Annotated in this window: 11 protein-coding genes and 1 pseudogene; all 12 read left to right on the plus strand. The window is 72.0% G+C overall.

Features of this window, described 5'->3' with window-relative positions:
• The first annotated feature begins 7 nt into the window (after positions 1 to 7).
• Positions 8 to 1,282 (plus strand): type II secretion system F family protein, encoded by a 1,275-nt coding sequence (locus AB8M62_RS10630; RefSeq protein WP_369052268.1) that lies wholly within the window; start codon positions 8 to 10, stop codon positions 1,280 to 1,282.
• Positions 1,282 to 1,701 (plus strand): type IV pilin protein, encoded by a 420-nt coding sequence (locus AB8M62_RS10635; RefSeq protein WP_369069509.1) that lies wholly within the window; start codon positions 1,282 to 1,284, stop codon positions 1,699 to 1,701. Before AB8M62_RS10630 ends, AB8M62_RS10635 begins: the two co-directional genes overlap by 1 nt.
• Positions 1,702 to 1,879: 178 nt before the next feature.
• Positions 1,880 to 2,299 (plus strand): type II secretion system protein, encoded by a 420-nt coding sequence (locus AB8M62_RS10640; RefSeq protein ID WP_369069510.1) that lies wholly within the window; start codon positions 1,880 to 1,882, stop codon positions 2,297 to 2,299.
• A gap of 88 nt (positions 2,300 to 2,387) precedes the next feature.
• A complete protein-coding gene (locus AB8M62_RS10645) occupies positions 2,388 to 3,668 on the plus strand; it encodes a carboxypeptidase regulatory-like domain-containing protein (protein ID WP_369069511.1) in 1,281 nt (426 codons plus the stop codon).
• Complete coding sequence (locus AB8M62_RS10650; RefSeq protein ID WP_369052264.1) at positions 3,668 to 4,399, plus strand: hypothetical protein; 732 nt, start codon at positions 3,668 to 3,670, stop codon at positions 4,397 to 4,399. Before AB8M62_RS10645 ends, AB8M62_RS10650 begins: the two co-directional genes overlap by 1 nt.
• A 21-nt stretch (positions 4,400 to 4,420) precedes the next feature.
• On the plus strand, positions 4,421 to 6,214 hold the full coding sequence (locus AB8M62_RS10655) for a hypothetical protein (RefSeq protein ID WP_369052263.1): 1,794 nt from the start codon (positions 4,421 to 4,423) through the stop codon (positions 6,212 to 6,214).
• Positions 6,211 to 7,005, plus strand: coding sequence for a prepilin peptidase (locus AB8M62_RS10660; RefSeq protein ID WP_369069512.1), 795 nt, complete (start codon positions 6,211 to 6,213; stop codon positions 7,003 to 7,005). Before AB8M62_RS10655 ends, AB8M62_RS10660 begins: the two co-directional genes overlap by 4 nt.
• 114 nt (positions 7,006 to 7,119) lie before the next feature.
• Positions 7,120 to 8,166 (plus strand): type IV pilus assembly protein PilM, encoded by a 1,047-nt coding sequence (gene pilM, locus AB8M62_RS10665; RefSeq protein ID WP_369052261.1) that lies wholly within the window; start codon positions 7,120 to 7,122, stop codon positions 8,164 to 8,166.
• Entirely contained in the window at positions 8,163 to 8,816 is a 654-nt protein-coding gene (locus AB8M62_RS10670; protein WP_369052260.1) for a PilN domain-containing protein, read from the plus strand. The genes pilM and AB8M62_RS10670 overlap by 4 nt, the downstream gene beginning before the upstream one ends.
• A 28-nt stretch (positions 8,817 to 8,844) precedes the next feature.
• Positions 8,845 to 9,504, plus strand: coding sequence for a type IV pilus inner membrane component PilO (locus AB8M62_RS10675; RefSeq protein ID WP_369052259.1), 660 nt, complete (start codon positions 8,845 to 8,847; stop codon positions 9,502 to 9,504).
• On the plus strand, positions 9,504 to 10,667 hold the full coding sequence (locus AB8M62_RS10680; protein WP_369069513.1) for a hypothetical protein: 1,164 nt from the start codon (positions 9,504 to 9,506) through the stop codon (positions 10,665 to 10,667). Before AB8M62_RS10675 ends, AB8M62_RS10680 begins: the two co-directional genes overlap by 1 nt.
• A 35-nt stretch (positions 10,668 to 10,702) precedes the next feature.
• Positions 10,703 to 11,048: pseudogene (locus AB8M62_RS10685) on the plus strand (cell wall-binding repeat-containing protein); the annotation flags it as partial.

Below are 11,048 nucleotides of genomic sequence, written 5' to 3' on the forward strand. Positions count from 1 at the left end.
ACCAGCCATGGCCACCCCGACCAAGGCCCCCGCCAAGCCGGCCGGCAAGGCGGCGCGCAGCGGGCCCGCGACGTTCGAGTACACCGCCCGCGACCGCGCCGGCAAGCTCGTCAAGGGTACCCTGGAGGCGAACGACCAGCAGGCCGTCGTCGCCCGCCTCGTCGGGCAGGGCCTCGCGCCCGTGTCCGTCGAGGCCTCCAGGGCCGGCAAGGGCATGCAGATGGAGATCAACCTGCCCGGGTCCAACCGGGTGGGCCTGAAGGACCTGGCGCTCATGTCGCGCCAGTTCGCCACGATGGTCTCCTCCGGGCTGACCCTGCTCAAGGCGCTGGGGATCCTCGCGGAGCAGACCGAGAGCAAGAAGCTCGCCGCCGTGCTCGGCGAGGTCCGCGCCGAGGTGGAGTCCGGCACGTCGCTGTCCACCGCGCTCGGCCGGCACCCCGCCGTCTTCCCGCCCCTGATGATCAACATGGTGCGGGCCGGTGAGGTCGGCGGTTTCCTCGACCAGGTGCTGCTGCAGCTCGCGGAGAACTTCGAGTCGGAGGTGAAGCTGCGCGCCAAGGTGAAGTCGGCCATGACCTACCCGGTCGTGGTGTTCGTCATCGCGATCCTGGCCGTCACCGGCATGCTGCTGTTCATCGTGCCGATCTTCGCGGGGATGTTCGCCTCGATGGGCGGTGAGCTGCCGCTGCCGACGAAGATCCTCGTGGTGCTGTCGCACGGCCTGCGGTACGCCGCACCGGTCATCGTCGTCCTGGGCATCGTCCTGCCGGTCGTGTGGCGCAAGGTCAAGGACAAGCGGAAGGTCCGCAACGTCGTCGACCCGCTCAAGCTGAGGATCCCGATCTTCGGGCTCCTCGCGCAGAAGATCGCCCTCAGCCGCTTCACCCGCAACCTCGGCACCATGCTGCACTCGGGCGTGCCGATCCTGCAGAGCCTGGACATCGTCGGCAACGCCTCGGGCAACGTCGTCATCGAGCGTGCCTCGCAGGACGTGATGGAGAGCGTGCGCTCCGGCAAGGCGCTGGCCGCGCCGCTGGCCGAGCACAAGGTGTTCCCGCCGATGGTCGTGCAGATGATGAGCGTCGGCGAGGACACCGGCGCCCTGGACGCCATGCTGCACAAGATCTCCGACTTCTACGACCAGGAGGTCGAGGCGACGACGGAGGCGCTGACGAGCCTCATCGAGCCGCTGATGATCGCCTTCCTGGGCGGCATCATCGGCGCGATGATCGTCGCGATGTACATGCCCATCTTCGGCGTCTTCGACCTCATCAACTGATGCGCCGGCGGCCGGGACCGGGGGGCGACGCGGGTTTCACCCTCGTCGAGCTGCTCGTCGTCATGATCATCATCGGGATCCTCGCGGCGATCGCTGTCCCGGTGTTCCTCAACCAGCGCACCAAGGCCCACGACGCCGGCCTGCAGTCGGACCTGCGGACCATCGCGCTGTCGGAGGAGACGTACTACACGGACCACGAGACGTACCTGGCGGTCTCCGCCACGGCGACGCCGACCATCATCGACAGCATCGCCCTCACCCCCGGTGCCGTCGCCGGCGTGGAGCTCAACAGCACCGGGCAGGCGTTCTGCGTGCGGATCACCAGCGACCGCGCCAGCCGGCCCCGCGTGCACGTCTCCAGCCGCGGCGGCCTGCAGCCCGTGGGCGTCAGCACCTGCCCCGCGCCGGCCACCTACTGAGGCGCCCCACCGTCCCACCGTCCCTCCGCCGCCCGGCGTTGCGCCTGACGGGTGATCCACCACGCAGGGTCTCAAGCTCCCCGGCACCCGGGCCGAAGCACTAGGTGTCAAGAGCCGCCACACCGACCGACGGTGCGCGACCCGCGAGCGGCTCCGGATCTCAGAAGGGGAGCATCGAATGCTCGCTCGCATCCGCAAGTCCATCGAGGAGAAGGACCAGGGCTTCACCCTGATCGAGCTCCTGGTCGTCATGATCATCATCGGCATCCTGGCCGCCATCGCCATCCCGGTGTTCCTCAACCAGCGCAAGAAGGCCGTCGACTCGTCCATCAAGTCGGACCTGAAGACGATCGCCACCGCGATGGAGACCTCCTACACCGACAGCGGCACCTACCCGACCCCGTCGGGCACCTCGCCGACGCTGACCATCGGCAGCGACACCATCAAGGTGACCGCCGGCAACACCTACACCTACGTCGTGGGTGCGAACTCCTACTGCATCGCGGGCTCGGCCGCTGCTGGCAAGGCTTCGCAGACCTGGGTCTACAAGAGCGACCAGGGTGGCCAGCAGCCGTCCAGCGTGACGACCTGCGCCTGATCCCTTCGCTGACGTGAGGTGGGTGGTCCCCGACCACCCACCTCGCGGCGTCTCACCCACTCACCGGCCGACCACCCAGGAGCTCGCCATGCCGCAGGACCGGGCGCCCCGCGACGAGGGTTTCTCCCTCCTCGAGGTCGTCGTCTCCATGCTGGTCTTCGCCGTGCTCTCCGCCGCCATCGCCGGCCTGCTGGTCAAGACCATGGACACCACGGGCCAAGGCACCCGGCGGGAGGTCGCGGTGAACCTCGCCGACAGCGAGAAGGAGTTCCAGGTCGGCCGGCCGTGGACGGCGGTCGCCTCCCGCACGAGCACCACCACCGTCGACGGCACGGCCTACACGGTCGACACCCGGGTCGTCACCGTCCCGGACACGAGCGGCAACAGCTGCAACGCCGCCAGCGGAACCGCCCTGAACGCCAAGGTCGTCACCGTCTCGGTCACCTGGCCGGGCATGCGGGTCGAGCCGGTGCGCACCGACACGCTGCGCCCGATCCCGATGGGGGAGAGCGGGGGCACCAAGGGCGCCGTCGCCTGGCAGCTCAAGGACGCGGCGAACAAGGGCCTGCGCGGCATCACCGCGACCCTGACCAACAGCGCGGGTGGCGCCCTGCGCACGACGACGTCGGACGGCAACGGCTGCGTCGTCTTCTCCGAGCTGGACGCCGGCTCCTACGGCGTGCGCGTCGACCAGGACGGGTACGTGTCCCCCTACAACGTGCAGCAGCTCCAGCAGTCGGCGGTCGTCGAGCTGGGCAAGATCACGGTGGTGACGCCGGGGGTGTACTCGCCGCACAGCTCGGCGCGCCTGTTCGCCAACGCCCCGTCCAGCGCCTACCCGCTGCCCGAGGGCGTGCTCGGCTTCCACCTCGCGCCCGTGGACGGTCTCGGGGCGGCCCAGCAGCGGCGGGGCTGCGATCCCGGCCAGGACGCGGGGTCCGTCCCCTGCGTCGACGCCACCGGGCTCGTCTCCCGGTTGTACCCCAAGAACTACAACGTCTACGCGGGCCTGTGCACCGACCCGCTGGTCACGGGCACCGCCGTCCAGCCGCGGACCACCACCCCCGTTCCCGAGACGGCGCTGAACCTCGGTGCGACGGCGTTCAGGGTGACCAGCCTCAACCCCGCGCCGCTGACGGTGTCGGCCGTGCACGCGACCAACAGCACGTGCACCGGACAGGAGGTCGTCCTGTCCCAGAGCATCACGCCGTCCGCGACGGCGGTGCGCCGGTTCGCCCTGCCCTACGGGACGTGGACCCTCACGGCGCGCCGTGGCGGACCCACCGGAACGGTGGTCGGGCAGACGGTCGTCACCATCACCTCCACAGCTGTGACGGACGTCCTGGCGGCCACGGTGGCCGCCTCGTGATGCGCGCCCTGCGCGACCGCCTCGCGCGCCGCGGCGACGAGGGCCTCACCCTCGCCGAGACCGTCGTGAGCGCCGCCGTCGGCACGATGCTGCTGGTCTTCGTCACCGCGCTGTCCGTCGCCCAGATCCGGGGCGTCGACGGCGCCTCCAAGCGCGTGGCCGCGGCCAGCGAGGTCACGGGAGCTCTCGACCTGATGGCCAAGGAGCTGCGGGTCGCCTACAGCCCCGGGCAGGACGCGTCCGGCAACCCGATGCCGGCCTTCCTGGCGGCGTCGGGGGAGACCGTCGGCTTCTACGCCAACCTGCGCTCCCTGCCCGCCACCGCCTCGCCGACCCAGACGTTCACGCCCCAGGAGGTGTGGCTCTGGACCCGGACCTCGGGGACGAAGCGGCAGCTGTGCCACCAGGTCCGCCCGCTGACGCGGGACAGCACCGGCAAGCTCAACGTGCCCACCCCCCTGACGAACGTCGCGTCGCGCACCTGCCAGGTCCTCGTCAACGACCTGGCGGCCGCCGACGCGGTGCCCACCTTCACGTACCTCGCCGGCGCGGACACCATCAACGCCGCCACGGGGCTGTCCACCTCGTCGCTGCCCACGACCGGCGGCGCGGTCGCCGACACCACGGGCATCGACGCCGTGCAGCTGCGACTGCGCGCCAGGGCGGGAACGACGCGGGAGTCCGCGACCACCACGAGCGTCGTGCGCATCACGCTCGCCAACACGCAGTAGACCGAGGACGGGACTGACGCGATGAAGGGCAACACGCTGCGCCGGCTGCGCCGCGACGACGAGGGCTTCACCATGCTCGCGGTGCTCGCCAGCGCCTTCCTCGTGCTGGGGCTGGTGCTCGTCGGCATCGGCTTCGCCGTCGTGGGTGTCCAGCGCTCCAAGGTCAGCCAGGACACCCGTGGTGCCCTGGCCGCGGCGCAGGCCGGCGTGCAGGACTACCTCAACCGCCTCAACGAGTGCGAGACGTACTACCTGACGACGAACACCTGCGGCGGCACCGACGTGGCGCTCGGAGTGACCGCCAAGGGGCAGGGCGCCGTCGTGCCCGGGACGGCGGGCGTCAACCGTGCCATCTACCGCTACCGCGTCGTCAGCACGCCGCTGACCGCCGGGGGCAACGGCGCCGTCCGCCTGCAGGCCACGGGCGAGGTGAACGGCCGGACCCGCACGCTGACCGTCGACCTCGTGCGCAGCGGTTTCCTCAAGTACCTGTACTACACCGACTTCGAGACGTTCAGCCCGGCGAACACGGCGCGCCTGTTCCAGTCGACCCCGTCCTGGTCCCCGGGCACCACGGACCGCGCCTTCACCTTCACGGGCAGCGGCAGCAGCAACACCGTCACGTTCCCGCGCAACGGTACCTACACCCTCAAGGCGCCCACCGTCGACCAGGTCACCCGCGGCTGCCAGCGGTACTACTACTCGACACCGACGAGCCCGGCCCGGACCACGTTCCCGCGGACGGTCAACGTCGGCGGGGTGGACCGGGAGATCTGGCCCTCGCCGACGGACACCAGCCCCTTCAGCGTGAGCGGCAACTTCACCTGCCTGACCATCAGCTTCAGCGGCAACGACTCCTTCGACGGGCCGGTGCACTCGAACGACGCCCTGCGTCTGAGCGGTCCCGTCACCTTCAAGCAGGCGACGACGACGGCGTGGGACACGGCGTCCACCAAGAAGTACTACGGGGACTCCGACCCCTCCGCCTCCTCCCAGCGCCCCAAGTACCTCGGCCGCTTCGACATGCCGGAGACCGCCACCGAGCAGCTGGCGATGGCGACGGCCGGCGGGTGCGTCTACGAGGGACCGACGTCCATCAAGTTCCTCTCCGACGGCAAGCTGGAAGTCGTCAGCCCCAACACGACGGCGGGTTCCGTGCGCGCGGGATGCTCGACGGGCAACCCGGCCGCCAAGATGACGAGCGCGCAGACCGTCAACGGCCCCGGCAACGGTGTCGTCTACGTGAAGTCCACCACCACACCCGGCAACTGCATCGCCGCCTTCCAGCAGGTCAGCGGCGACGTGACGGACTACGACAACAACAACTGCCGGGCGGGTGACGCCTTCGTGCAGGGCGACGTCAAGGGGGCCCGCACCATCACGGCCGAGCACGACGTCGTGGTGACCGGCGACGTCAAGTACGTCGGCGGGCTCAGCGGTGAGGACGTCCTGGGCCTCATCGGGCAGAACAACGTCGCCGTGTGGCACCCCGTCAGCGGCAGCGGGACGACCGGTACCAACCTGCGGGGGACGGGGGACCGGCGCATCGACGCGGCCATCGCCTCGGTGTCCAACAGCTTCACCGTCTTCAACTACTCGACCGCGCCGAAGGTGGGCACCCTGCAGGTCAACGGGGTCATCATCCAGAAGTTCCGCGGTCCGGTGGCCACGGGCTCCGGCTCGGTGACCAGCACCGGCTACGGCAAGGACTACCGCTACGACAACCGGCTGCAGTACCTGCCGCCGCCGTCGTTCATCGCCCCGGTTAACGACCCGTGGACCGTCGGGACGCTGTCGGAGCAGGCCGGCTCGTGAGCACCGCGCTGCTCGTCGCGGCCGGCGTCCTCGGCGCGCTCGTCGGCTCGTTCCTCAACGTCGTCGTGCACCGGGTTCCGCGCGGGGAGTCCGTGGTGCGGCCGGCCAGCCGGTGCCCCTCGTGCGGCCACGCCGTGCGCCGCAGGGACAACGTCCCGGTCCTGTCGTGGGTGCTGCTGCGCGGGCGCTGCCGGGACTGCCGGACGCCCATCAGCGCCCGCTACCCGCTCGTCGAGGCCGGGACCGCCGCCCTGTTCGCGGCGGTCACCGCCGTCGTCGGCCCGGCCTGGTCGCTGCCCGCCTACCTGTACCTGGCCGCCGTGGCCGTGGCGCTGGCGCTGATCGACCTCGACGTGCACCGGCTGCCCGACCCGATCGTGCTGCCCTCCTACGCGGTGGCCCTGGTCCTGCTGACGGTGGCCAGCGCCGGCACGGCGGACTGGTGGGCGCTGCTGCGCGCCGCCGTGGGCGCCGCGGCCCTCTTCGCGCTCTACGCCGTCCTGTTCGTCGCCAAGCCCGGCGGCATGGGCCTGGGCGACGTGAAGCTGGCCGGCGTCCTCGGCCTGTACCTGGGCTGGTGGGGCTGGGACGCCCTCGCCGTCGGCGCCTTCCTCGCCTTCCTGCTCGGCGGCGCCGTCGCCGTCGTGCTGATGGCCCTCGGTCGCGCCGGCCGCCGCACCCGCATCCCCTTCGGCCCGTACATGCTGGCCGGCGCGCTGTCGGCGCTGGCCGTGGCGCAGCCCCTGGCGGACGCCTACCTGAGCGTCGTCGGACTGTCGCCCTCCGCGTGACGCGGTCCAGCCGAGGACGACCCGCCCCTCAAGGTGGCGCTGCGACGTCCCGATCACACCACTGAGGACCTGTAGGACCCGAGCCCGCTGGGCTCCCGACTCGAAGGAGGCGACGTGCCCGGACGAACCGCCATCGGTCTCGACATCGGCACGTCGGGCGTGCGCGCCGCGGAACTCTCGTACGGGCGTGGCGGCATCACGCTCGAGAAGTTCGGCCAGGTCGCGCTGCCCGACGGCGCCGTCCGCGACGGCGAGGTCGTCGACCGCGCGGCCGTCGTCGACGCGCTCAAGACCCTGTGGAAGGGCAGCGGTTTCACCGGGAAGGACGTCGCCCTCGGCGTGTCCAACCAGCGCGTGGTCGTCCGCCAGGTCGACCTGCCGTGGATGCGCTCGGCCGAGCTGAAGTCCTCCCTCGCCCTGCAGGTGCAGGACTACCTGCCCGTCGCGGTCGAGGACTGCGTCCTGGACTTCCACGTGACCGAGGAGCTGCACGAGGGTCCCACCCGCAGCCTGCGCGGTCTGCTGGTCGCCGCCCCCCGCGAGATGGTGCTCGCCAACGTGCACGCCGTCGAGGCCGCCGGCCTGCGGACCCGGTCGGTGGACCTGACGCCGTTCGCGGTGCTGCGCAGCATCGGCCGCCCCAACGCCGACGTCGCCACCGAGGCCCTTCTGGACATCGGCGCCCGCGTCTCCAACCTCGTCATCCACTCCGGCGGCCAGCCCCGGTTCGTCCGCATCCTCCTCATGGGCGGCCAGGACGTCACCGACGCCATCGCCGAGCGCATGGGCGTCCCGTCGGCCATCGCCGAGAGCGTCAAGCGCGGTCAGGTCGACGACGTGCCGGCCGAGGACCTGGAACTCGCCCGCACCGCCGTCGACCTCATGGTCGAGGTCTTCGTGGACGAGATCCGCAGCTCGCTGGACTACTACGGCGCCTCCAACCCGGGTTTCCCCGTCGAGCGGATCGTCGTCTCCGGCGGCGGTTCCCTGCTCGAGGGCGTGCTGGACCGGATGGCCACCGCGACCCGCCGGCCCGTCGTGGCCGGCGACTCCATCGGCGGCTACCACCTGGGCCGCACCGGCCTGGACGACCACCAGCTCGCCACCGTCCAGCCCCTCGCGGCCGTGCCGATCGGTCTCGCCCTCGGAGTGATCTCATGAGCTTCCAGACCCTCGAAGCGGTCGCGACGCGCAGCCGCGTCGTGCGCGTGGACCTGCTGCCGCCCGAGATCGGGCAGGCGCGCCGCGACCGCCGCGTGCGCCTGGCCCTCGGCGGCGCCCTCGCCGCGGTCGTCGGCGTGTGCGCCGGCGCCTACGTCATCACCCTCGGGCACGTGGCCGTCGCCAACGACGACCTGGCGGTCGAGCAGGCCCGCACCGCCGCGCTGCAGGCCGAGCAGGCTCCCTACGCGGAGGTGCCGAAGATCCTCGCCGAGGTGGAGACCGCCGTCTCCGTGCAGCAGGCGGTCTCCGCGGGCGACGTCCCCTGGTACTCCTACCTGGACCAGCTCGCGGCCGTCTCGCCCACCGAGCTGTCCTTCACCTCGGTGACCATGCAGGTGACCGGCACCTCCACCGACGCGACAGGGGCGGTCGCCGACCCCCTGCAGCAGCCCGGGGTCGCGTCGGTCACGGTCGCCGGGCAGACGACCTCGCAGACGAAGGTCGCCGACTGGCTGGACGCCGTCGCCGGGATCCCCGGCGTGGCCGACCCGACGCTCAGCAGCTCGACCTTCGACCCCGGTACGGACGTCGTGACGTTCGACGCCGGCCTGACCCTGACCGACGCCGCGCTCAGCGCGCAGCGGTGACCCGAGAGACGACAGGAGGCACCCCGACGTGAGCGGTTCCCGGAACACCGCGTGGATCGCGGGCACCGGCGTCCTCGCCCTGCTCGCGCTGGTGGCCACGTACTTCCTCCTCGTGACGCCCAAGCGCGCCGAGGCGGCCGACGTGCGGGCCCAGACGGCGGGCGTCGTGGCGAGCAACGCCCAGATCGCCCAGCAGACCGAACTGCTCAAGTCGCAGTTCGCCACCCTCGACGAGCAGCGCGCCCGGCTCGCCGAGATCAAGGCCTCGCTGCCCGACGAGGCCGAGGTCCCCGCCCTGCTGCGCCAGCTGGAGGGCTACGCGACCAGCGCCGGGGTCACCCTCGTCGCCGTCACGCCCTCGCCCGCGTCGCTGTACACCACGACGTCCGGTGCCGGCACCGACACCGCCGGCATCGTGCAGGTCCCCCTCGTCGTGCAGGTCGCCGGGTCCTTCCCGGCCAGCGAGCTGTTCGTCAAGAACGTCCAGGCCGACATGACGCGCTTCTTCGGCGTCGAGCAGGTCACCGTGACCCAGGGCGCCGACACCGCGGACGGCGACGACGTCACCACCACCATCACGGGGCGCGTGTTCGTGCTCGACCCCGACGTCGCGGCCGCCGTGGCCGCGGTCCCCACCGACACCCAGGCGACGGCCGACGACGCCGCCACGACGGAGAGCGTGAGCTGATGAGCGACCAGCACGTGCCCTTCGGGGCGCCGACGCCCCCGGAGCCTCCCGCTCCCCAGGAGGCCGCCGGCGACGAGGCGCGGGAGCCCGGTGACGGGCGCGCCGTGCGCGCCGTCCTCGCCAGCGCCGCCGCGGTCGCCGTCCTCGGCGGGGGGACCCTCGGGTTCCTCTGGCTGAGCAGCACGCCCGGCGGCGACATCGCCGGGGCCGTCCCCGGTGGTGTGCGCGTCCAGCCCAGCGTCAGCGCGCCGGCCGACGGCGGCGACGCCGTCGCCTTCGCCGCCAGCGGCCGCGACATCTTCGGCCGCACCGTCGGCCCGACCCCCGTGACGGTCGGCTCCGGCGACCAGACCGGCGCGTCCGGCGGCTCGACCGGTTCCACCGGCGGCTCCGTCGTGGGCGGCCTCCCGAGCGGGTCCGTGGGCGGCGCCGTCGGTGGTGGGACGACCGTCCCGACCGCCGTCCCGACCGCCGGGCCCACCACGGCCCCGGGCACGGCCACTCCGGACCCGCCGCCGGTGACCACGCCCCTCACGCCGTCGGACACCCGTTCCACGGCGCCGGCCTGGCAGAAGGCCGAGGTGAAGTTCGTCGAGTTCACCAAGACTGGACTGGGCAAGTTCGTCATCGGCGGGAACCAGATTGCCTACCTCGGCTCCGGCGCCGTGGTGCCCGGCACCTCGACGCTGTTCCAGCCGGTCGGGAAGGTCACGGACCGCCCCATGACCGAGGACGAGATCAAGGCGTGCCAGCAGAGCGTCAAGGACGCTGCGACCGTCGAGGAAGCAGCGCTGATCGAGCGACGCACCGAGAAGTGCACCACGACCCAGGACTACGTCCTCAAGGCCGTGTTCGTCACCGACAGGACGGCGCGCGCCGGCTGGATCGTGGAGAACGGCAGCAAGCTGCCCGACGCCGCGCTGGGCCGGACGACCGGCACCGTGCGCGTCCTCGGCCAGTCGGTCGAGGAGTTCCTCGTCCAGGTCGACCGCCACCGCAGCCAGTGGGTCGCCGAGGGGGGAGCCGTCGAGGGCTCGCCGCTGACGTTCTTGAAGCTCGGCGCTGAGAGCATCGACCGCTCCGACGTCGCCGTCCTCCAGGGCGACGGCGTCCAGTACTTCACCGTGATGGGCGGCGGCGAGTCCGCCGGCGTCGCGTTCTGACGATACTCCCACCCCTGAAGAGCTCGGAGTTGACCATGATCCGCTTGCCGAAGGGCGCCGCCCGGCGCGCCGCGGTGGCGTTGACCCTGACCGGCCTGCTGGGTGGTCTGGCGACGGTGTCCGCGAGCGCCACGCCGCTTCGCTTCACGACGAACTACGGCGAGGACCGCTACCGGACCTCCGTCTTCGCCGAGGGGAACGTGCTGGACACCGCCTTCCTCGTCACGGGGACCACGTTCCCCGACGGGCTCACCGCGGGCGCCGTCGCCGGGCTCCTGCCCGGGGGGGGGGGCGGCGCGCCCCCCGCGCCGGACCCGGCCGCCAACCACGAACAACCACCCCCCCCACACCCCCAGCGCCCCCCCGACCCTCACCAGCAAC

The sequence above is a fragment of the Kineococcus terrestris genome (assembly GCF_041020755.1).
GTDB lineage: Bacteria > Actinomycetota > Actinomycetes > Actinomycetales > Kineococcaceae > Kineococcus > Kineococcus terrestris.